Origin of the sequence: Intestinimonas sp. UBA1698, assembly GCF_002320075.1 — a bacterium.
Classification (GTDB): Bacteria; Bacillota; Clostridia; order Oscillospirales; family Oscillospiraceae; genus Intestinimonas; species Intestinimonas massiliensis.
Genome location: NZ_DCJO01000029.1, coordinates 1 through 21736 on the forward strand (window position 1 = coordinate 1; position 21736 = coordinate 21736).

Below are 21736 nucleotides of genomic sequence, written 5' to 3' on the forward strand. Positions count from 1 at the left end.
CGTGCTGGCCACCATAGCAGAGGAAGACCTGTAAACTGCGCTGCGCCAAACGACTGCCCAAGGCATTCTGAACGCATTGAGAGGAGTGTATCAAATGGAAATTCAACGTGTCTGGGCAGCCTACTTCAGCCCGACAGGCACCACGGAAAAGATCGTCACCCACCTTGCCGAGCACCTTGCCAAGCCCATCGAGCACCCGGTGCTGTATTTTGACTTCACACTGCCCCCGGCCCGGCAGGAGGCAAAACGCTTCTTGAAATCCGATCTGGTGGTATTCGGCGTGCCGGTATATGCCGGCCGCGTCCCCAACGTATTGCTCAAGTACCTGAACACCCTGGAGGGAAACGGCGCCCAGGCAGTGCCGGTGGTCCTGTTCGGCAACCGCAATTACGATGAGGCCCTGAAAGAGCTGCGCAACCTGCTGGAGCTCCGCGGCTTCCAGACCGTGGCGGCAGGCGCCTTTGTAGGCGAGCACGCCTTTTCCTACACCCTGGGAAAGGGCAGGCCGGATTACGCCGACCTGTCTGTGGCCTCGGAGTTCGCCCGCCGCATCTTTGCCGTCCTGCGCACCGGCCAGGTCATCTCCCCGGTACGGCTGGACAACGAGGGACCGCTGGGCGGCTATTACCAGCCCCGGGATCAGGACGGCAACCCCATCGACATCCGCAAGGTGCGCCCCAAGACCCGGGACACCTGCACCGACTGCGGCTACTGCGCCCAGATCTGTCCGATGGGCTCCATCGACCCGGCGGACGTGCGGAATTTTATCAACATCTGCATCAAATGCGGAGCCTGTATCAAAAAATGTCCCGTGGAGGCCCGGTACTACGACGACGAGAGCTACCTATACCACAAGCACGATCTGGAGACGACCTACGCCCGACGGGCGGAGCCCACCGTATTCGTCTGAGCGCCCGCCCCGGCGCTCCTGGGTCTGGCCTGCACGTTTTTTCCACAATACCCCTGGCGCCTCCGGTCTCCCCTTCCGGAGGTTCAAAGCTCCTTCCAAACGCAAGAGAAGCGCTCCCCGGCTTTTTGGGCTGGGGAGCGCTTCTCTTGCCACGCCCGTCTCCGATGGGCGCCGGAGGGAGGGCAACCCGCAATCGCCGTTGTGCATAACCGCCTATTTTGTCCATCGGCAGCCCGGTTGATTCGTCCCATTGCTTAAAAAAGCCGGGATTTCACAAATAACCGCAGATTTGTCCAGTGGTACTTTGCAAAACCAACGTATAAAATAGACATAGAAGGACGCGGTTGCTCGCTCTCTTTTCGTCAAATCGCCTGACTCCCGCGTCGCAGGCTCAATTATCTTAAAGGAGGATTCACATGAAACGGTTTCTTGCAGTCATTCTGACCCTGGCCATGCTGTGCGCCCTGCTGGCAGGCTGCGGCGGCGCCTCCAGCCCCTCCCCCAGCGCCTCGGCTCCTGCCGCCCCCCAGACCCCGGAGGGAACCCCCGAAAGCGGCGAGTCCGCCGAGCTCACCCCCACCCAGAAAATCATTGCCGAGGCCGAAGGTATGACGCTGGAGGAGCTGGCCAAGAAGGCCATCGAGGAATCCAACGGCAAAATGTTCTACGGCGTGGGCAACTCCAGCCGCGGCAAGAGCGCGCTGCCCCTGTTCATCGACTACTTAAAGACCATTGACCCCTCCTACTCCATGGAGTTTGAGTGGCAGCAGCCCAAGAACAACAAGATCTTCGATCAGCTCACCGCCGACTCCCTGAAGGAGACCGGCACCTTTGCCATGACCCTGATCCAGGACGGCAACCAGATCGAGAGCAAGATGGTCCAGACCGGCGTGCTGGACACCTTCATCCCCAAGGACTGGGCCGACGCCAACGGCACCACCGCCGCCGACTACACCGGCTATCTGCCTCTGCAGACGCTGAACAAGGTCTTTATGTATAACAACACCGGCTCCAAGACCTATGACAACTGCTGGGACTTTGTGGCCGAGGGTGAGCACGGCCTGTTCATGGACATCGACTCCGAGATCGTGGGCAAGAACTTCCTGTATATGCTGACCCGTGACGACTATGCCGCCTGGCTGAAGGAGTCCTTCGAGGCCCTGTCCGCCGACGAGCAGGCCTACTTCCAGCCCGTCATCAACGAGATGGAGTCCGAGGCCGCCGACCTGGGGCTGGGCGCCGACGGCAAGTACGCCCTGGCCTGGATCAAGCTGTGGGTGGAGTCCTACAACGCCCAGACCGACGACGGCCCCATCTGCAACACGCTGGTGGATCAATCGGCCACCGACCAGTTCGGACTGCTGGTATACTCCAAGCTGCGTTCTGTGGAGGAGTCCTCCTCCGTGTCCGTCAACAACATCAACGTGGCCGCCTATCAGGACGGCTATCAGGGCATCGGCGGCTACGGCTACTGCCACTACCTCTTCGTCACCGACAATTCCCCCCTGCCCTGGACCGCCTGCGCCTTCATCGCCTATATGACCTGCACCGAGGACGGCTTCTCCGCCTGGGGCAAGGACATGGGCGGCTACTCCGCCAATCCCAACGTGGCCGCCGCCACCGAGGCCACTTATCAGCATGAGACCGGCGGCTATGTGGACGGCGTGGACACCTACCCCGCCAAGAACGACCACGGCTACGACTGGTGGACCACCGACGGCAAGCTGGTCCTGGAGGACCCCCAGTACTGCGCCGGCGTGTCCTTTACCGTGGGTAGCTGGATCGAGATGCTGACCAAGTACAGCGCCGGCTGAACCAGGGGCTCCGGCGCCGCCCCATGAGATAAGAGCGCCCTTGGATCGGGGTCCTGTACCGCATCCAGGGGCGCCTTTTCTTCCAGCTTCCACGAAGGAGGAACGCCCTATGAATCCGTCGTCCACCCGGACCGCCGGCCGGCCGGCCATCCTGCTCAATCAGCTCAGGACCTTTTTCTCCAAGCCCCACAACGTCATCCTGCTGCTGATGGGCATCGTGCTTACCGTCACCACCGTGGCTCCCATCGTGGCCATTGTGGAGGACACCTTCAAGATCCACGCCGGCACCATCGACGCCCACCTCACCGGCAAGGCCAGCGGCTACACCCTGGTCAACTACATCGACCTGTTCACCAGCCGCCTGGCCCGGACCAACCTGTGGACGCCGCTGCTGAATACCCTGTGGCTGGCGGCGGGCACCTGCGTGGTCTCCATCCTCTACGGGGGCCTGTTCGCCTTTCTGGTCACCCGCACCAACCTGGCCTGGCGCAAGTACCTGAGCTCCATCTTCATCTTCCCCTACATCATGCCACAGTGGACCCTGGCCGTGGTGTGGCAGAACCTGTTCAACTCCAACGCCGTCACCGGCACCTCCAACGGGCTGCTGGCTGCCACCCTGGGGATCAACATGCCCCTGTGGTGGTGCAAGGGGCTCTTCCCCAGTCTGGTGGTGCTGGGTCTGCACTACGCCCCCTTCGCCTATATCCTGATCGGCGGCATCTTCCGCAACATGGACGCCAACCTGGAGGAGGCCGCCACCATCCTGGATACTCCCAAGTGGAAGACCATGTGCAAGATCACCCTGCCCATGGTCAAGCCCGCCATCCTGTCCACGGTGCTGCTGGTCTTCGGCTCCTCTATGGGCTCCTATCCGGTGCCCCACTACCTGGGACTCACCACCCTGGCCACCAAATATGTGTCCATGAACTCCAAATACACCGGCGAGGCCAGCATTTTGGCCATCGTCATGATGGTGTTCGGCGTGGCCATCATGCTGATGAACCAGATGTCTCTGCGCTCGCGCAAGAGCTACACCACCGTCACCGGCAAGTCGGGGCAGACCTCCAAGATCAACCTGGGCCGGGCGGGCAAATACGTCATCGCCCTGGTGCTGGTGGTCCTCACCTTTTTCACCAGTATTTTTCCCATCGTCTCCTTCGCCTTCGAGACCTTCCTGCCCAACCCCGGCGACTACTCCTTCCTCTACACGGGGGACGCCGGCAACCTGACCACCAAATGGTGGGTCACCAGCGAGAACGTCACCGAAAACGGCATGTACGGCCAGAAGGGTATCCTCCACAATGAGACCATCTGGCGGGCCTTCCGGGGCACCATTCTGGTGTCGGTCTCCTGCGCCCTGCTGGCAGGCACCATCGGCACCCTCATTGGCTACGCTGTGGCCAAAAACCGACGGAGCAAGTGGGCCAACTACGTCAATTCGGTGGCCTTCCTGCCCTATCTGATGCCCTCCATTGCCGTGGGCGCCGCCTTCTTTATCCTCTTTTCCAACGAGCACATCAACCTGTTCAACACCTACACGCTGCTCATTCTCGCAGGCACCATCAAGTACATCCCCTTTGCCAGCCGCTCCAGCCTCAACTCCATGCTCCAGCTCTCCGGCGAGATCGAGGAGGCGGCCATCATCCAGAATGTGCCCTGGATCAAACGGATGACCCGCATCATCATCCCCATCCAGAAATCCTCCATCATCAGCGGCTACCTGCTGCCCTTCATGACCTGTCTGCGGGAGCTGAGCCTGTTTATGCTGCTGTGCGTGCAGGGCTTCATCCTCTCCACCACGCTGGACTACTTCGACGAGATGGGCCTATACGCCTTCTCCAGCGGCATCAATCTGATCCTGATCGTCACCATTCTCATCTGCAACACCCTTGTCAACAAAGTGACCGGCGCCAGCCTGGACAAAGGGATAGGAGGTTAAACCATGCCTGAGATTATACTCACCCACGTGACCAAGCGCTGGGACAAATTCTACGCCGTGGACGACCTGAATCTGGTCATCGACGACAACGCCTTCGTCACGCTGCTGGGCCCCTCGGGCTGCGGCAAGACCACCACGCTGCGCATGATCGCCGGGCTGGAGACCCCCACCAGCGGCCGCATCACCATTGGCGACAAGGTGGTGTTCGACTCCGACGCCGGCATCAACATCCCGCCCAATAAGCGGAAGGTGGGCTTCCTGTTCCAGAACTACGCCCTGTGGCCCAACATGACAGTCTACCAGAACATCGCCTTCGGTCTGGGCAACATCAAGGAGGAGCTGCCCAAGTTTGACCTGGAGGCCCGCCGGACCGCCGCCCTCATCCGCATCCTGCAAAGGCCGGACGACGTGGTTCGGACCATCCGGGAGTGTGTGGACAAAAAGGGCAGGCTGGACGTGAACAAGGCCCATATCAAGCTCATCGACCGCTATGAGATCTCCCTCCACACCGCCAAGACCCTGATGGGCTACAAGCTCCACGAGTCTATGGAGCCGGTCACCGTGGCCAAGGCCAGACTGGAGCAGTTGGAAAAGGCGCTGGAGAGCGCCCGGGCGGCGTGCGCCGCCCAGGGCTGCACCTTCCGGGAGGATTTCGCCTACCTCAAGGACGGCGTGCCTGTGACCGGCGTGCGCAAGCTCTCCCCGGAGGAGATCGACCTCTCGGTCCGCCGGGTGGCCCGCATTGTCAAAATCGGCATGTTCATGGACCGTTATCCCTCCGAGCTCTCCGGCGGACAGCAGCAGCGGGTGGCCATCGCCCGCACCCTGGCCCCCGAGCCCGCGGTACTCTTTATGGACGAGCCGCTGTCCAATCTGGACGCCAAGCTGCGGCTGGAGATGCGCTCGGAGCTCCAGCGGCTGCACATCGACACCGGCTCTACCTTTATCTACGTCACCCATGACCAGATGGAGGCCATGACCCTGGCCACCAAGATCTGTCTCATCGACAACGGCGTGCTCCAGCAGTACGACGCCCCCCTGGACGTCTATAATAAGCCCAACAACCTCTTTGTGGCCGACTTCGTGGGCAATCCGGCCATCAACTTCATGGAGGCCAAAGGCCATCAGGCCCCCGACGGCACGGTGGAGCTGGAGGTCTTTGCGGGCACCCGGCTCGCTTTCACGCCCCGCACGCCCCTGGACCTGCCGGACTGGTTTGCCCGGGCCGACGCCCAGGACGCGGAGAAAAAGGCGGCAGAGCAGGCCAAACAGAGCCAAAAGGGCCATGTGGAGAAGGGAAACAAGGACACCCCCTTCCGCTGCCACATCGCCAAGGTCAACGAGACGGAGGATTTCGGGGACGAGGCCGTCCTCTCCGACGAGGACTTCGTGCTGGGTGTCCGGCCTGAGTTCCTGTCCATCTCGGAACACGGCGCGCTGGAGGCCGAGGTCTACAGCGCCATGCCCACCGGCATGGAGACCACCGTCAAGCTGCGTATTGGGGAGTATCTGCTCACCGGCGTCATCTTCGGCGGCGTGCTCTATCAGATCGGCCAGAAGGTGCGGGTGGACTTTGAGGGGGATCATATGGTATTATTTAGCCGTAAGAACGGCCGAATCATCACCCAGGGGTCCCTCTCCGTCCGGTCCGCCCGGTGAGCGCGGCGGGGGCCTGGCCCCCGCCGTTTTTCTATCTCCTGGAACCGAGGTCATGTTATGGTCAGGCTCATCGCCAGCGATATTGACGGCACGCTCATCCCCTATGGCGCCGCCGCCCTGGACCCCGCCCTTTTCGGACTCATCCGGCGGCTGCGGGACCGGGGCGTCCTGTTCTGCCCGGCCTCCGGGCGGCAGTATCACTCCCTGCGGGGGCTGTTCGCCCCGGTGGCCGACGCGGTCTGCTTCCTGTGCGAAAACGGCGCTATCCTTTACGGTCCCGGCCCGGAGGAGACCGCCCCCGTCCTGTCCCGGACCCCCATGCCCCGGGAGCCGGCCCTGGCTCTGGCCCGGGCCATTCAGACTCTGGAGGGCTGCCGGGTGCTGCTCTCCGGCGCCAACACCAGCTATATCTGCGACTCCGACGAGGGGTATATCGCCTATCTGCGGGAGGGCAAGGGCAACCGGGTGACCCGGATCGCTGACCCGGGTGAGATCGACGAGGCGATCCTCAAGGTCTCTGCCTACTGCCCGCAGGGCACCCACGGGCCCCAGCGGGTCCTGGGCCCGGTGTGGGGAGCGCCCTTCCACATGGCCGCCGCCGGGCCCGACTGGGTAGACTTCGGCCTGGCGGACAAGGGCAAGGGCCTTCGGGAGCTGTGTGCCGGGCTGGGGATCCACCCTGAGGAAGTCGTAGCCTTTGGGGACAACTGGAACGATGCGGCCATGCTGGAGACGGCGGGGACGGCCTGGCTGATGGAGGGGGCCGACCCGGCTCTGGCCGCCCGTTTTCCCCGCCGCTGTACCAGCGTGGCGGCGGTGCTGGAAGCGCTGCTCGTTTCCGCCACATGAGAGAAAGGGGGCGCTACCGTGAAGAAGATCGGACTGCTGCTGGCCCTTCTGGGAGCTCTCGCGGCCTGCGCCGTCCCGGCGGATGAGGCCACCGCCGCCCTGGCCCCCGGCCGGGACGCCCGGCTGACCCTCTATACCTCCCACAAGCAGGCGGTCTACGGCCCCATCGTCAAGGAGTTTCAGGAGGAGACCGGTATCTGGGTGGAGGTGATCACCGGCGGCACCAACGAGCTGCTGGAGCGCATCGCTGCCGAGGCCGAGCAGCCGGTCTGCGACGTGATGTTCGGCGGTGGGGTGGAGAGCCTGTGTGCCTATGAGAGCTGCTTCGAGCCCTACGCCTGCGCCGGGGCGGACCGGCTGCGGGAGGGGCTGCGGCCGGAGGGCGACGCATGGACGCCCTTTTCCTCATTGCCCCTGGTCTTTATCTACAACCCCAAGCTGGTGGAGCCCGACCAGCTCACCGGCTGGGCCGATCTGATCGACCCCCGGTGGAAGGGCAAAATCGCCTTCGCCGACCCCACCGTGTCCGGCTCCAGCTATACGGCGGCCCTCACGCTGCTGTCCTGTCTGCCCGGCGACGATTGGGAGCTGCTGGAGCAGTTCGCGGCCAACCTGGACGGTGACATTCTGGCCGACTCCGGCGACGTGGTGGGCGCGGTGGCCAACGGCAGCCGGTATCTGGGCGTCACCCTGGAGGAGACCGCGCTCAAGGGGCTGGGTCAGGGGGCGGAGATTGCCGTCTTCCTCCCCGCTGAGGGCACCAGCGCCGTCCCGGACGGCAGCGCTCTGGTGGCCGGGGCCCCCCATGCGGAAAACGCCAAGGCCTTTCTGGAGTTCGTCCAGAGCCGGGACGTGCAGGAGCTGGTGGTCAGCCAGTTCTCCCGCCGCTCGGTCCGCACCGACGTCCACGACCCTGACAGTCTGCCGCCGGTGGAGGAGCTGGACGTCATCGACTACGACGTCCACTGGGCTGCGGGGCTGAAAGAGGAATTCACCGCCCGGTGGCTGGCACTGTGCGGGGAGGAACGGGCATGAGGGACTTTCTCAACCGCTCCTTCCGCACCAAGCTGCTGGTGAGCTTCCTGCTGATCGGCATGGTGCCATTGCTGCTGTGTACCGTCCTCATGCTGGGCATCTTCCAGTCCTCCCTTCACCGCAGCGTGGCCGATACCGCCCAGACGCAGTTGGACGCCCTGTGCGGCGACCTGGACGGCCTGCTGGACGCCTGCGCTCAGGTGATGGACCGCCTCCGGAGCAGCGGACGGGTCCGCAGCGCCCTGGACTCCGGCCACACCGACATGGCTCAGGATATCTACTCCATCCTCTACGATACCGCCAGCCCCCTGCTCAACGACGCCGCCTTTTCCCTCTTTGACGCCGGCGGCAGCCGTCTTTACGCCACCGCTAGCCTCTCCGGCGGCGGCTGCCTCAGCGTAGACTGGGGCTTGCTCAAGGCCGCCCGGCGCTCCCCGGATATCGTCTACCGGGATGTGGACGACTTTGGCCAGGGCGGCGCGGGCAGCCTCCTCCAGGCCGCCTGCGCGGTTCGGGAGGGGGAGCGGGTGGTGGGCTATGTGGTCCTGGACCTGACGCAGCGGCACTTCGAGCGGCTCTTTGAGAAGCGGACAGGCTCCGCCGGCGGCGTACTGGTGCTGGACGCCTTCTGGGACGAGGTGTACGCCTCCGCCAGTCTGCGGGACGCTGGGCTGGCTCCCGTCCTGCGGGAGCGGCTGCTCGCCGGCCTGGCGCTGGACGGGGGTGGAGAGTACTCCTATTACGTCCGGCCCGGCGGCGCCGGCGGCCTCTGCTTGATTCTCCAGCAGCCAAAACCCTTGGCCGGATGGGTCATGCGCCTGCTGTATCTGGTGGCCGGAGTGGCCATCCTGCTGTGCCTGGGCCTGTGCGCCGCCGTCTCCATGGGCATGAGCCGTCAGCTTTTTGCACCCATCCGTGCGCTCAACAGCGCCATGGAGGAGGTGGAGAGAGGCAATCTGGACGCCCGGGTGGAGCCCCGGGGCGCCGACGAGATGGCCCAATTGGCCGGGCGCTTCAACCGGATGACCCGGCGGCTGGAGGAGAACCTGGAGCAGTCCCTGCGCCAGCAGCGGGAGCTCAACGATGCCCAGATCCGGATGATGCAGGCCCAGCTCAACCCCCACTTCCTCTACAATACCCTGGACACGGTCAAGTGGCTGGGCAAGATCCACCAGGTCCCCGAGGTGGCCACCATCTCCGCTGACCTGGCCGACATCCTGCGCAGCAGCATCACCAACGACGAATTTGTCCCCCTGGAGCAGGAGCTGCGGCTGCTGGACCGCTATGTGGAGATCCAGCGCATCCGCTTCTCCGGCACCTTCCAGCTCCGCACCCAGGTGGACGACGGCCTGCTGGATGTGCTGGTGCCCAAGCTGATGCTCCAGCCTCTGGTGGAGAACGCCATCATCCACGGGTTTGAGGACAGCGACGGCGGCGAGATCGTGGTCTCGGCCCGGGAGGAGCCGGGCCACCTCCTGATCACCGTCTCCGACGACGGCCGCGGCATGTCGGAGGAGAGCCTGCGCAATTTTCAGGCCCAGATCCTGCCCGGCCCGGGGCGTCACCTGGGTCTGCACAATGTGGACGCCATCCTGCGGCTGCACTACGGGCCGGACAACGGCCTGCGCTTCGTCCCCACGGGCGGCCGGGGCACCTGTGTGCGCATTACCCTGCCCATTACGAGAAGGGAGGTCCCCTCATGCTAAAGGTGGTCGTCGTGGAGGACGAGGAGCTGGTCCGCAAGGGTATCGTTCTGGCGGTGGACTGGGCCTCTGTGGGCTGCGCCGTGGTGGGGGAGGCCGCCAACGGCCAGGAGGGACTGGAGGTCATCGCACGCTACCGCCCCGACCTCATCGTTACCGACATCAAGATGCCCAGGCTGGATGGACTGGAGATGGTACGGCAGCTCAGGGCCCAGGGCAACCGGGCCTATGTGATCCTCCTCACCGCCTACAGCGACTTCTCCTATGCCCAGGCGGCGGTGAAGCTGGGGGCGGTGGACTATCTGCTCAAGCCCTTCCGCGACGGGGAGCTGGAGGCCGTCGTCGAGCGTATCCAGCGCCGGGAGCGGGAGGAGCGGCATCCGGCGTCCCCCGCCGGTCCCGAGGAGCTCCGGGGCAAAAGCAAATATGTTATGGAGGCCCTCAACTACATCTCCGAGCACTACAACGACCCGGAGATCGGGGTGAGCTCCATCGCCGGCCATCTGGGCGTCAGCGAGAGCCATCTGAGCCATGTATTCAAAAAGGAAACCTCCTATACCCTGTCCGGCTACCTGACCAGCTACCGGATGCACAAGGCTATGGAGCTGCTCAAGGACTGCCGCAGCAAGGTCTATGAGGTGGCCGAGCAGGTGGGCTATCGGGATATCACTTATTTCAGCAGCACCTTCAAAAAGGCGGTGGGGTTCTCTCCCTCGGAGTTCCAGCGCCGGTGCCAGTGATTGCCCTTCCCCATACTATTCAGAAGGAACCGGCTGGGGCCACGGCCCCAGCCGGTTCCTTCTGGATATATCCCAATCCACACAGGGCATGATCCGGAATGGGTCAGATGCGCTCCCACAGGGAGGCCATGGCCGGACCGCCGCCCACGCACAGTGCGGCGCCTCCCACCCGGTGCCCTGAGTGGAGCATCTCATAGATCAGCGACACCACGATCCGCAGGGCGGTACAGCCCACTGGATGCCCTAGGGAGATGCCAGAGCCGTTGATATTGGTCCGCGCCCGGTCCATCTGAATGCCGTGCTCTTCCTGGAGCATCCGTTCCACTCCGATGAACTGGGCGGCAAAGGCTTCGTTGACCTCCCAGTAGTCCACATCCTCAAATGCCAGGCCGACCGCTTTCAGACACTTGGGAATGGCCACGGCGGGACCCAGGCCCATGACCTCGGGCTCCACTCCCTCACCGCAGATATGGAGCATCTTTGCCAGGGGAGCGATGCCCAGCGCGTCGGCCTTTTCTTTTGACATGACCACCGCCGCCGCCGCCGCGTCGTTGATCCCGGAGGCGTTGGCCGCGGTGACCACGCCGTCCCGCAGAAAGGCCGGGGGAAGCTGGGCCATGGACGCCAGATCAGCACCCCGAATGGGATGCTCGTCGGTATCCACCACCACAGTGCCTTTTCGGCTGCGGACTTCCATCGGGACAATCTCGTCCTTAAATGTTCCGGCATCAATGGCGGCGCAGGCACGCTGATGACTCAAGACGGCCAGCTCATCGCACTCCTGCCGGGTAATGCCGTAGCGCTTGGCTACATTTTCCGCCGTGACGCCCATATGACCTCCGGACAACTCATCCACCAGGCCGTCATGGAGCATGGAGTCGGTGATCTGGCCGTGACCCATCCGGTAGCCATTCCGGGCCTTGGGGAGCAGATAGGGGGCGTTGGTCATGCTCTCCACACCCACAGCCAGACCAATGTCGGTCTTACCCAGCGCCACATCATTACAGACGATCTCCAGGGCCCGCATCCCGGAGGCGCAGTTCTGGTTTACGCTGACGGCGTTGCTGCGGGCGGGCAGCCCGATGCGCATACTCACCTGCCGGGCGGGCAGAGAGCCCTGCATGGCGGTGTAGAGCTGACCCATGGCGATCTCGTCCACCTGGGATGGGGCCAAACCGGCCCGGCGGATGGCCTCCTTTCCGGCGGCGATGGCCAGGTCACGGGCGGACAGGGAGGCAAAGGCCCCGTTAAATTCGCCGATGGGAGTACGGCAGGCGCTGACAATGACAACTTCTCGCATAGCGTTCCTCCAAACATCGTTGGTGAAGGTTAGGAGCCAATGGCTCCGGAAGGCTTTCAGATGGTGAGGCCCATCTTCTCCGCCTGAAAGACCCGGGGGTCCATCTGCTTTAAGTCCTTGGACAGGATGGGAAGAAAACCCATCTGGTCCAGCACATCCTTTTGCAGGTCCACCCCGGGGGCGATCTCCGTCAGAACGATGCCAGCCCGGGTGAGCCGGAAGACCGCCCGTTCGGTGACATAGAGCACCTCCTGGCCGATGGAGGCTCCGTATTCGCCGCTGTAGGTCACCTGCTGGACGTTCTCCACAAATTTGCGGTTGCGTCCCTCCCTGATGATGTGAAGCGCACCATTTCCAATCTCCAGCTCCAGACCGCCGGAGGTAAAGGAGCCGCAGAAAACCACCTTGCCGGTATTTTGGGAAATGTTGATGAAGCCGCCGCAGCCCGGTGTTTTGGGACCGAAACGCCCCACGTTGATGTCGCCCTTGGCGTTGACCTCGGCCAACCCCAGAACGGTCATGTCCAGGCCGCCGCCGTCATAGAAATCGAACATCGTGCGCATGTCCAGGATGCCCAGGGCGTTCTGCCCGGCGCCGAAGGCGCCGCCGCCGCAAGGGATGCCTCCCATCACGCCGCTTTCGGTGGTCATGGTGAGCTGATCGCCAAAGCCCTCCTCGGCAGCCACCACCGCCACACCCTCGGGCACACCGATCCCCAGATTGATGACGGCATGGGGAGTCAGTTCCATGGCGGCCCGGCGGGCCAGGACTTTGCGCACGTCCAGGGGCAGGGGCGGGATGGAGTCCACGGGGACGTTGATATGACCGGACATGCTGGGGTCGTAAAAATAAGCCTTGGTCTGACGGTGCTCCTCGATGGGGTCGGGGGAGACCACCACTGCATCCACAAAGATCCCCGGGATCTCCACCCGGTCGGCAGTGAGGCTGCCGGCGCGGACGGCGTTCTTTACCTGGACGATGACCTTGCCGCCACAGGCCTTGACCGCCATGGCGATGGTGCGCATCTCCAGGTTCACCGGCTCGTGTTCGATGGTAATGTTGCCGTCCTCGTCGCCGGTGGTGCCGCGGATAATAGCCACGTCAAACTTGGGAGTGGGATACCACAGCCACTCCTCCCCCTCAAACTCCACCACCTTCACCAGGTCCTCGGTGGTGACGGCATTGATTTTGCCGCCCTCCAACCGGGGGTCCACGAAGGTCTTGAGACCCACCTTGGTCAGTTCGCCGGGGCGCTGCTGGATGGCCGCCCGGAAAATACCCGCCACCACCCCCAAGGGGTAGTTGTAGGCCTGACACTTGTTTTCCGCCATATATTTGCCCAGCTTGGGTGTCAGGCCGAAGTGGCCGCCAATAATCTTGGCGATCATGCCGTCCTGGGCCAGGTGATCGTAGCCCTGCCCCTCGGCATTGCCTTGGCTGGCGCAGAACACACAAGTCAGGTCCCGGGGGTGGCCCGTCTGCGCATACCGTTCTCCCATGGCGCGAAAGACGGACTCGGGGGTCCCGGCGATCATAAAGCCCGACGTGCCCACCACGGCACCGTCCCGGATCAGGTCCAGCGCGGTGTCCATACTGACGATTTTACTCATATAGTCGCTCCCTTCTTTGATCTGGCGCGGGCAGGAGAGATTATCCCGGACTCTCCCACCGCAGCAACTGTCTGGCATACTGATAAAGGTCCAGATCAAGAGTGTCCAGCTCCACATGCTCCACGCCGGGCACGTGCTGCCGCAGCACTCGTTCCAGAACCTCGTCCGCCGTGTAATCGGCCGCGGCACAGCCGGCGCACTGGCCTAGAAGCCGTACATAAACGGTGTCCCCCTGGATCCGGGTGACTTCCACCTCGCCGCAGTGCTCCCGCAGGATCGGCCGGGCGTATTCGTCCAGGGCTTGTTCGATGGCTTCCCGCATCAGAATTGCTCCTTTCGTTGGAAAAAAGCGGAGGAACCGCCCGCTGACGATTCCTCCGCCTCAGCTCGTTTCGCACCGCTCTGCACGCCGCTTCAGCCGGACCGGGACACCGCCTGAATCCGGCGGAGGATACTGCTGCAGAGCTGTTCAGGAGGGGTGGGCCAGTGATCCACTGTGTCGGGGGAGACCAGGATCACTGGCCCCTGGAAATCAGGACGGCTGGCGCATTCGGCCTGACAGGCGTTGAGAATCAGGAGCACGTCCACGGCGGGGTCTCTGGCATAGTAACCAAAGACCAACTCGGGCGCCCGCGCCCGCAGCGTTTTGCAGAGTTCCGCCATATCCATGCGGGGCGCGCAGTGCCCGCAGAACTTGACGCCTACCTTCAAGGCGGGGACCTGCTTATTTTGAATATTTGCTGGGGTCTACACCGGCGATCTTCATAGCCGCCTTCTTCTTGCTTTCCAGGCCGGAGAGCTTGGAGTACATGATTTTCTGGGCTTGGGGCGAGCCGGCGCCGTGCATGGACTCCACCAGAGCCACGCCGCCGGTCATGACCTCCACCAGGCGGATCATCCGCATACGGTCCTCGGTGGGCACCGAGGCCACGCCCCGCATGTACTTTTCCACGTACTTGCCGACCTCAGGGCTGCGGAAGTCGGCTTCGGAGGGCAGCGTGGCCAGAATACCGCCGCCCACATCCTGGGCCAGGCGGTCGATGTCGTAGATCAGCTTGGTAACGTTGTGCTTACCCACGTTGGCCAGCAGGGGGTCCACATAATAGTTGCCCGCGGCGGTGGGCTTGCCCTCAGCCGAGCAGGCGATGGAGCAGCAGTACAGGGTCTCGGCCAGATGGATCATCTCGTTGAGCTTATCCTTGATGTGGGTGGCCTTGCCATAGCCGCTCATGTCGGCCACGGTGGCGGCGGCGCCGATGACGATGTCGGACACGCCGCCCTTGCAGCCGCCGTAGTTCTGCCGGTGGTAGCAGGCAAAGCGCTCTACCAGCATTCCGGAGAACGGATACTCGCCGCACATAAAGACATTTTCCCAAGGTACGAACACATCCTCCAGGATGGTCAGGCACTCGCCGCCAACCACGCCATAGCGGGCGTTGCCCTGATCAATCTCGCCTTCCAGTTTCCGGTCGTCATTGGTCTGACGGCCGAAGATATGGATGACGCCGGGGGCATCCACGGGCAGCGCGCAGCAGACGGCGTAGTCCTTATCTTCCTCGCCGTAGCCGGAGGTGGGCATGATGAGCATTTCGTGGGAGTTAACCATGCCGGTCATGTGGGCCTTGGCGCCCCGGATGTAAATGCCCTTGTCGTCCTTCTTCACCACGTGGACGAACAGGTCGGGGTCGGCCTGCTGAGAGGGGCGTAGGCTCCGGTCGCCCTTGGGGTCGGTCATGGCGCCGGCCACCATCAGGTCCTCCTCCTGCCAGCGCAGCAGGTACTTTTTCAGGCGCTCGTGGTAGTTGGTGCCCAGCTTCTGGTCCATCTCGTAGGTGACGCTGTAGATGGAGTTGACGGCGTCCAGACCTACGCATCTTTGGTAACATGTACCAGTGTTTAGGGAAATCATGCGCAGCATCTTGACCTTTTTCACCAAATCATCTACACTTTGATGGATGTGTGTGAACCGATTGATCTTTTTCCCGGTCAGATGGGAGGTAGCGGTCATCAGATCCTCAAACTGGGGGTCCTCCGCCAGTTCATAGGTCATGGCGGCAGAGTTGACATGGCCTTTGATGAAGGGGTGGTCGATCACGTCCTTGCTGTCCAGGAGCTGTCCTTTGATGTACACCTTGATGTTGCGGTTGCGCAGGCTGTCTCTATACTCTTGTCCCGTTTTCATGCTGTTACCTCCGTTTAATTTTTTGGAAAGTGGATTTGTCGGCCTGCCCAAGATATAAGCAAATCGTGTGCCAACCGCAAAAAACGGGAACCCCGGCGTCGTACCGGAGTTCCCGTTTCTCCCAATTCATTTGTCAGGTTCCCGGGCCGGAGATTGCCTCCTGGCCACGGTATTTTTCCAGCTTGCGATACAGCACCGATTTGTGGAGCCGCAGGCGTCCAGCGGCCTTGGAAACACTGCCGCCGCATGCGTCAAGCGTCTCCAAAACGAGCTGCTTTTCATAGGCCTCCACGGCGGCGCGCAGGGAGACGCCCTCCCGGACCGGAGCGGAGGCCGGGTCTGTACGGTCCTGCGCCTCCAAGGAGGTCTCCGGCCCGGCGCCGCGGAAGGACAGGGTATTGTCCCCGCTCTCGAATTCCAGAATATCGGTGGGCGAGGTAATGAACAGCCGCTCGATCACGTTGCGCAGTTCCCGGACATTGCCGGGCCAGCGGTAGTGCTCCAGCCGCCGGATGGCGGAGTAGGACAGGATTTTTGTTTTGTTGTATTTTTTATTGAGTCTGCTGAGGAAGAACCGGGCCAGCGGCACGATGTCCTCCCGCCGCTCCCGCAGGGGCGGGATTTCCACGGAGAGGATGTTTAGACGGTAGTAGAGGTCGCTGCGGAACAGGCCCTGGGCGCACATCTCCTCCAGGTTCCGGTTGGTGGCCGCCACCAGCCGAAAATCCACCTTTTTGCTGCTCTCCGAGCCCAGACGGGTGACCTCCCCCGTTTCAATGACGCGCAGGAATTTGGCCTGGATCAAAAGGGGCATTTCCCCGATTTCATCCAGGAAGATGGTGCCGCCGTCGGCCAACTCGAACACACCGGCCTTGCCCTCCTTGTTGGCTCCGGTGAAGGCCCCCCTGGCATAGCCGAAAAACTCCGATTCCATCAGGCTCTCCGGGATGGCCGCGCAGTTGACTGGAATAAAGACCCCGCCGCTACGCGAGCTCTGGTTGTGGATGTATTTGGCAAGCACCTCCTTGCCGGCGCCCGTCTCCCCCGTCAGCAGGATGTTGCTGTCTGCGGGGGAGATCCGGGTCAGAAAGGCCAAAATGCCCTTCATAGCCGCGCTCTCTGCAATTACTGTGGCGTTATTGGACATTTTGGAGGACAAGAAGTCCAGCAGTTCTATGGATTTTTGCCTGGATTCCATCATCTCGCGGGCCACCAGTTCAGTGATCTGCTCGTTGAAACTGACGGCCACCACCAGCGCCACCTCGCCGTTTTCGTCCAGGACTGGATTGGACACCGTCAGGATGGGCATCTTCATTTTGCCCCGGACGTATTTGATGCTCAACTGCCGGGTCTCAAAGGCCTGGATACTGGCTGAGTTGAGGATATAGCCCTCCTCCGCCAGACCCATCAGGTTGGCTCCGCTCAAGCGTTCCTCGGGGATGTCCAGGGCGGAGCAGACCACGTCGTTGTAGTAGACCACGTTGCGGTTCCGGTCGCAGATTAGAAGGGTCCCTTTCATGTGGTTCAGGGCCTTCACCAAATTTTCCAAACCGAATTCTTCACGGCGCATGAGAGCCCCTCCTCTTGGCTGCAAAATCGTCTCACTTCTGCGACGATTCGCAAAATCACGAAATCAGAACCGTCTCACTTTTGCAATTTTTGGCTCGATTATACACAGATGATCCAGAAAAGTCAACCGTTGTAATTTCATATTTGGCAAAATTACTCATAGTAAATGGCTTGCCCTACGGCGCATGACTTTGCATAGAAGAGGTGGGCCGCGGGTCTTTTTGGGCGCAGGAATGTAGTTTGGCACAGATCTTGCATCTAAAATTCCATGAATGCATGCATCGCACATAGTACCAAAACTGAAATGGAGGAGATCATATGGGTTACCTGCTCAACGAAGACCAGCAAGCCATCGTCAGCTCCGTCAAGGCGTTTATGGAAAAAGAAGTGGCGCCGGTCTGCGCCGAATGCGACCGCTCGGGCGAGCTGCCCATGGCCGCCTATGACAAGGCGCTGGAGATGGGGCTGCACTGCATGGAGATTCCGGAAGAGTTTGGCGGCGGCGGCATCGACTATATGACTGTGGCGGCTGCCTGTGAAGAGATGGGCAAGGTAGACGCGGGGTTCGCCACCACCATGGGGGCCACCGGCCTGGCCATCAAGCCGGTCCTTCTGGCCGGCACTGCCACCCAGAAGCAGATGTACTCCGACATCCTCACACAGAAGAAGTTTGCCGCCTTCTGCCTCACCGAGCCCATGGCCGGCTCTGACGCAGGCGCCTGCACCACCACCGCCATCCGCGATGGAGACGAGTACATCATCAACGGCTCCAAGTGCTTTATCACCAACGGCGGGATCGCTGATGTGTACGTGGTTTTTGCCAACGTGGACCGCTCCAAGGGGCTGAAGGGCCTGACCGCTTTTATTGTCGAGCGCAGCCGCCCCGGCGTGAGCACCGGCAAGGAGGAGGATAAGTTCGGCATCCGCCTGTCTAACACCTGCGATGTGATCTTTGAGGATGTCCGCGTGCCCGCGGCCAATCGGCTGGGCGAAGAGGGCGAGGGCTTTAAGATCGCCATGCGCACCCTGGATCTGTCCCGCCCCTTCATCGGCGCCATCGCCGTGGGCATCTCCCAACGGGCCCTGGACGAGGCCGTGAGCTACTCCAAGACCCGGGTGACCTTTGGAAAACCCATCGCCAAGCAGCAGGCGCTCCAGTTCATGATGGCCGACATGGATATGCAGACCGAGGCCGCCCGACAGACCGTGATCTACTGCATCGACCGCATCATGATGCACCTGCCCTACTCCCGTGAGGCCGCCATCTGCAAGTGCTTCGCCGGCGACACCGCTGTGAAGTCTGCGCTGGATGCCATCCAGATTCTGGGCGGCTACGGCTACTCCAGGGAGTACCCGGTGGAAAAGCTTCTTCGGGACGCTAAGATTTTCCAGATCTTTGAGGGCACCAACCAGATTCAGCGCGTGGTCATTGCGGGCCAGCTTCTGAAATAATGCCCGCCCCATCCCCCTGCGCGTCAGCAATACGAGATAAGGAGGATGTATCATGAATCAGCCAAAGCCCAACGCCACCCTGTTTATCATCATCAACATCATATTCTTTGCGTTTAACTTTCTGGTCATTCCCATCCTGCCCAACCCCATCCTTTTTGGCTGGCTGAGCCTGCATTATCTGCTGTTTTTCGGCACCGCCCCCATCGGCTCTCTCCTCTGGGGCGCCTACTTCATCCAGTTTTTTGCCCGCCAGAAAGATATTTGACCCCCTGCACCGTTCCAACGAAACATGGAGGAGGTATAACGCAATATGAATATGTACGCAGTTTTTACGCTGGTGCTCTGCGGAGTTTATGGCGTCTTCATGGTCATTCAGGGCCTGGCCAACTACCGAAAGACCAGCGGCTCGACCGAGACCTTCTACAACGCCGACCGCGGCGTCAACACCTTTATGCTCGTCTGCTCCACTGCCGTATCGGTGTTCAGCGGCCTGGCCTTCTACGGCTGGCCTTCTTCGTCCTATAAGCTGGGCGCCGGCTACATCTCCGGTATGGGCGCCTTCTGCGTTGGCCTGGAGTTCGCGGTGATTGGCTACCGCCTGTGGCTCCTGGGCAAGGAGTATGGCTTTACAACACCGATTGATTTCCTGCGCAGCCGCTATTATTCCGAGAAGTACGGCGTGTTCTGTGCGATTCTCATGGTGGCCATGATTGTGCCCTATGTGGCTCTGCAGCTCATCACCATTGGCGATGGTATGAACGTCTCAACCAAGGGCTTCGTGCCCTACTTCCTCGCGGTACTCTTTGCCTGCGCCATCATCTGTTTCCATGTATTCGGAGGCGGCATGAAGGCGGTGGCCTGGATGGATACCTTTAACTTTATCTTGGGTGTGGGTACCCTGTGGGTGCTGGTCGTCGTCCTGGTGGTGCGGAACTTCGACGGCGGTATGGTAGGGGTTTACGAGGCCATCAAGAACGATCCAGTGTCCGTGGCCAACTTAGGGGCGCCGGGTGCCACCGGCTACTTCACCATCCCCGGCATCATCAACCAGGCCCTTACCGCCTCGGTCGCCACGATTGTGTGGCCCCACATCTATTCCCGCTGCTACATTGCAAAGAGCAAGAAGAACTTTGAGGTCATGGCGTGGGGCCTGCCGCTGGGCTACCTGATGACCTTCACCGGCCTGATTCTCATCGGTATTTACATCGGCCCCGGCATCCTGGGCTCCGGCTTTGACAAGGCGGACTCTCTAGTGCCCTATCTGGCCACAAACTTCGCGCCCCCCATCGTCAGTGCCGTCGCCATGCTGTGTCTCTTCGCCTTTGCTATCTCTACCGGCGAGTCAATGCTTCTGTCCGGTACGGCCATGGTGACCAAGGACCTGTTTGTTCGGCATCGTTTCCTGCTAAAAGGACTGCCTGCCGACGACAAAAAGGTAGTGCATTGGACCCGCATCGTGGTAATCATTATGATGATCGGTATGCTCATCATCGTCTGGCTGCGGCCGGCTGCCATCGTGGATTACGCCTACAAGCTCTCCTCCCCCTACTTTGCCATGGTCATGCCCGCCACCATCGGCGGCCTGTTCTGGAAAAAGGGGACCAAGGAGGGGGCCTGGGCGGGTACCATCGTGGGCTGCATCATCGTCACCCTTGGCACGTTCTTCATTAAAAATCTGCCTCTGGGTTTGTCTGCGCTCTCCTGGGGCCTGCTCATCAACGCCGTCCTCTACATCGTGGTCAGTCTGTGCACCAAATGTCCGGAGGAGATTGCAGACAAGTACATTACCCGGGTGGAAAATTACATCAGCGCCGGTACCGATATGGATACAATTGTGGGCAATACCATCTTAGCCTCCACCTTCCGTCCTGAGCAATTGGCCAGCAAGCGCTGATAGGAGGGATACTATGACCACTCTGACGGAGAAGACCTTGTTTTCCATCTATGGCGTCTCAATCGAGCACCCCAAGGACTGGAAGATCTTTTTCAATCCAAAGCGCACCTTTGACTATACCACGGGTTTTTTCCGTATTGAGGACTACATCCCCAAAAAGGGAGCCCAGGTTTCCCTGAGTATCAATTGGGAGAAGGTCCCCGGCGACAACGAGAGCTTTGCCCGCCAGTACTGCGACAACATTTTGATGCAGTATCAAAGGCAGATGAAAAAAGCACCGTTCCAGGTGGAGACCATGGAGGTCATTGACTTCATGGACGGGAAAGCCGCCTATATCGTGTCGGAATACCGAGCCAGCCCGGGTCTGGTCAAAAAAAAGACCGACGGTTCCGTACGGACCATGCAGTTGGCCTTCTATGACGAGAACTCCGGTCGGGCTGTGGTCAGCTCGGTGATCGGGCTGCCGGACAAGGTAACTGAGGAAGAGGATTTTCTGCGGGAGCTGGTATTCTCCGTCAGATGTGCATCCCATGAGCCCTGAACCATCAAGGAAGGACCGGGTGGCTGCCCGGTCCTCTCATTTTGGTGCTGCCAATACACAAAAGGGCCCTGGAGAATCATTCTCCAGGGCCCTTTTGTAAGGAGGCTGGCCATAAGCTCTAGAGCCGGTCATTGGAGAAGGCCCGGTTCCATGCACCGGTCGGCGCCCACACGTCCAGGCTATCTGCGCAGTTCAAAAAGCGGAACAGCCTTCTTTTTTATGGAAGTATGTGCAGTTCCGGCATATTAAACGCGTGGAGGAACAGCTCGCCTCCAGCGGCCGGAACATAGCCGAGAACGCACTCGCGTCCTGCCAAATCTTAATCGCAGTTTTTAGGTCGTCACCGGCCAAACACCCCGCGCTTACCGAATGTTCTCTCTGAAGGGAAGCGGGGAGTGAAGGCGTATTCCTTGCTGCCCGCATCCGTTTCTTGTATGTGGGAGCGCATTCGCCCCCCAAATTCCGGCTAAAAGACGTAAAAAGCCCAGGAACCATATGGTCCCTGGGCTTTTTCATGGTGGACGATACAGGACTTGAAC

18 protein-coding genes are annotated in these 21736 nt (G+C 61.3%); 12 read left to right on the forward strand and 6 right to left on the reverse strand.

What is annotated here, in order from left to right:
- The first annotated feature begins 94 nt into the window (after window positions 1–94).
- The 8 genes from B3H64_RS05690 (at window position 95) to B3H64_RS05725 (ending at window position 10649) form a co-directional block, all read left to right on the forward strand.
- Complete coding sequence (locus B3H64_RS05690; protein ID WP_050619436.1) at window positions 95–910, forward strand: EFR1 family ferrodoxin; 816 nt, start codon at window positions 95–97, stop codon at window positions 908–910.
- Between the two features lie 416 nt (window positions 911–1326).
- Entirely contained in the window at window positions 1327–2724 is a 1398-nt protein-coding gene (locus B3H64_RS05695; RefSeq protein WP_050619435.1) for a hypothetical protein, read from the forward strand.
- 109 nt (window positions 2725–2833) lie between these two features.
- Window positions 2834–4663 (forward strand): ABC transporter permease, encoded by a 1830-nt coding sequence (locus B3H64_RS05700; protein WP_050619434.1) that lies wholly within the window; start codon window positions 2834–2836, stop codon window positions 4661–4663.
- Window positions 4664–4666: 3 nt separating this feature from the next.
- Entirely contained in the window at window positions 4667–6322 is a 1656-nt protein-coding gene (locus tag B3H64_RS05705; RefSeq protein WP_050619433.1) for an ABC transporter ATP-binding protein, read from the forward strand.
- A gap of 57 nt (window positions 6323–6379) precedes the next feature.
- Window positions 6380–7171 carry an HAD family hydrolase gene (locus tag B3H64_RS05710; protein WP_050619432.1) on the forward strand — a complete coding sequence of 264 codons (792 nt, stop codon included), beginning with the start codon at window positions 6380–6382 and terminating at the stop codon, window positions 7169–7171.
- An 18-nt stretch (window positions 7172–7189) separates the two neighbouring features.
- Window positions 7190–8206, forward strand: coding sequence for an ABC transporter substrate-binding protein (locus B3H64_RS05715; protein WP_050619431.1), 1017 nt, complete (start codon window positions 7190–7192; stop codon window positions 8204–8206).
- Window positions 8203–9912: a sensor histidine kinase gene (locus tag B3H64_RS05720; protein ID WP_050619430.1), complete on the forward strand. Its 1710-nt coding sequence runs from the start codon at window positions 8203–8205 to the stop codon at window positions 9910–9912. The genes B3H64_RS05715 and B3H64_RS05720 overlap by 4 nt, the downstream gene beginning before the upstream one ends.
- Window positions 9906–10649 (forward strand): response regulator transcription factor, encoded by a 744-nt coding sequence (locus tag B3H64_RS05725; RefSeq protein WP_050619429.1) that lies wholly within the window; start codon window positions 9906–9908, stop codon window positions 10647–10649. Before B3H64_RS05720 ends, B3H64_RS05725 begins: the two co-directional genes overlap by 7 nt.
- Window positions 10650–10752: 103 nt before the next feature.
- On the opposite strand, the gene B3H64_RS05730 is transcribed toward B3H64_RS05725, so the two are convergent.
- The 6 genes from B3H64_RS05730 to B3H64_RS05755 all read right to left on the reverse strand — a co-directional run bounded on the left by B3H64_RS05730 (window position 10753) and on the right by B3H64_RS05755 (window position 17311).
- The gene (locus tag B3H64_RS05730; RefSeq protein ID WP_050619428.1) at window positions 10753–11949 is read right to left on the reverse strand and encodes a thiolase family protein; all 1197 of its coding nucleotides are present in this window, start codon (window positions 11947–11949) and stop codon (window positions 10753–10755) included.
- A 56-nt stretch (window positions 11950–12005) separates the two neighbouring features.
- A complete protein-coding gene (locus B3H64_RS05735) occupies window positions 12006–13559 on the reverse strand; it encodes an acyl CoA:acetate/3-ketoacid CoA transferase (protein ID WP_050619427.1) in 1554 nt (517 codons plus the stop codon).
- Window positions 13560–13599: 40 nt separating this feature from the next.
- Complete coding sequence (locus B3H64_RS05740; protein WP_050619426.1) at window positions 13600–13881, reverse strand: NifU family protein; 282 nt, start codon at window positions 13879–13881, stop codon at window positions 13600–13602.
- 92 nt (window positions 13882–13973) lie between these two features.
- Window positions 13974–14270 (reverse strand): hypothetical protein, encoded by a 297-nt coding sequence (locus B3H64_RS05745; protein ID WP_050619425.1) that lies wholly within the window; start codon window positions 14268–14270, stop codon window positions 13974–13976.
- 13 nt (window positions 14271–14283) lie between these two features.
- Window positions 14284–15741 (reverse strand): 4-hydroxyphenylacetate 3-hydroxylase family protein, encoded by a 1458-nt coding sequence (locus tag B3H64_RS05750; RefSeq protein ID WP_050619424.1) that lies wholly within the window; start codon window positions 15739–15741, stop codon window positions 14284–14286.
- Between the two features lie 133 nt (window positions 15742–15874).
- Window positions 15875–17311 carry a sigma-54 interaction domain-containing protein gene (locus tag B3H64_RS05755; RefSeq protein WP_050619423.1) on the reverse strand — a complete coding sequence of 479 codons (1437 nt, stop codon included), beginning with the start codon at window positions 17309–17311 and terminating at the stop codon, window positions 15875–15877.
- Between the two features lie 317 nt (window positions 17312–17628).
- Here B3H64_RS05755 and B3H64_RS05760 point away from each other — a divergent pair, with 317 nt between their 5' ends.
- From B3H64_RS05760 to B3H64_RS05775, 4 genes are read left to right on the forward strand one after another with little or no spacing between them, the layout of a single operon-like run.
- Complete coding sequence (locus tag B3H64_RS05760) at window positions 17629–18762, forward strand: acyl-CoA dehydrogenase family protein (RefSeq protein ID WP_050619422.1); 1134 nt, start codon at window positions 17629–17631, stop codon at window positions 18760–18762.
- A gap of 52 nt (window positions 18763–18814) precedes the next feature.
- Window positions 18815–19027, forward strand: coding sequence for a hypothetical protein (locus B3H64_RS05765; protein WP_286733680.1), 213 nt, complete (start codon window positions 18815–18817; stop codon window positions 19025–19027).
- 45 nt (window positions 19028–19072) lie between these two features.
- Complete coding sequence (locus B3H64_RS05770) at window positions 19073–20656, forward strand: sodium:solute symporter family protein (RefSeq protein ID WP_050619420.1); 1584 nt, start codon at window positions 19073–19075, stop codon at window positions 20654–20656.
- Window positions 20657–20669: 13 nt separating this feature from the next.
- Window positions 20670–21197 carry a hypothetical protein gene (locus B3H64_RS05775; protein ID WP_050619419.1) on the forward strand — a complete coding sequence of 176 codons (528 nt, stop codon included), beginning with the start codon at window positions 20670–20672 and terminating at the stop codon, window positions 21195–21197.
- Window positions 21198–21736: the final 539 nt, after the last annotated feature.

Excerpts from the sequence above, each read along its gene's own strand:
- B3H64_RS05700 (WP_050619434.1), top strand. The coding sequence starts at position 2,834 with ATGAATCCGTCGTCCACCCGGACCGCCGGCCGGCCGGCCATCCTGCTC.
- B3H64_RS05740 (WP_050619426.1), bottom strand. The coding sequence starts at position 13,881 with ATGCGGGAAGCCATCGAACAAGCCCTGGACGAATACGCCCGGCCGATC.
- B3H64_RS05770 (WP_050619420.1), top strand. The coding sequence starts at position 19,073 with ATGAATATGTACGCAGTTTTTACGCTGGTGCTCTGCGGAGTTTATGGC.
- B3H64_RS05775 (WP_050619419.1), top strand. The coding sequence starts at position 20,670 with ATGACCACTCTGACGGAGAAGACCTTGTTTTCCATCTATGGCGTCTCA.
- B3H64_RS05760 (WP_050619422.1), top strand. The coding sequence starts at position 17,629 with ATGGGTTACCTGCTCAACGAAGACCAGCAAGCCATCGTCAGCTCCGTC.
- B3H64_RS05730 (WP_050619428.1), bottom strand. The coding sequence starts at position 11,949 with ATGCGAGAAGTTGTCATTGTCAGCGCCTGCCGTACTCCCATCGGCGAA.
- B3H64_RS05755 (WP_050619423.1), bottom strand. The coding sequence starts at position 17,311 with ATGCGCCGTGAAGAATTCGGTTTGGAAAATTTGGTGAAGGCCCTGAAC.
- B3H64_RS05695 (WP_050619435.1), top strand. The coding sequence starts at position 1,327 with ATGAAACGGTTTCTTGCAGTCATTCTGACCCTGGCCATGCTGTGCGCC.
- B3H64_RS05690 (WP_050619436.1), top strand. The coding sequence starts at position 95 with ATGGAAATTCAACGTGTCTGGGCAGCCTACTTCAGCCCGACAGGCACC.
- B3H64_RS05720 (WP_050619430.1), top strand. The coding sequence starts at position 8,203 with ATGAGGGACTTTCTCAACCGCTCCTTCCGCACCAAGCTGCTGGTGAGC.
- B3H64_RS05735 (WP_050619427.1), bottom strand. The coding sequence starts at position 13,559 with ATGAGTAAAATCGTCAGTATGGACACCGCGCTGGACCTGATCCGGGAC.
- B3H64_RS05765 (WP_286733680.1), top strand. The coding sequence starts at position 18,815 with ATGAATCAGCCAAAGCCCAACGCCACCCTGTTTATCATCATCAACATC.
- B3H64_RS05705 (WP_050619433.1), top strand. The coding sequence starts at position 4,667 with ATGCCTGAGATTATACTCACCCACGTGACCAAGCGCTGGGACAAATTC.
- B3H64_RS05750 (WP_050619424.1), bottom strand. The coding sequence starts at position 15,741 with ATGAAAACGGGACAAGAGTATAGAGACAGCCTGCGCAACCGCAACATC.
- B3H64_RS05725 (WP_050619429.1), top strand. The coding sequence starts at position 9,906 with ATGCTAAAGGTGGTCGTCGTGGAGGACGAGGAGCTGGTCCGCAAGGGT.
- B3H64_RS05710 (WP_050619432.1), top strand. The coding sequence starts at position 6,380 with ATGGTCAGGCTCATCGCCAGCGATATTGACGGCACGCTCATCCCCTAT.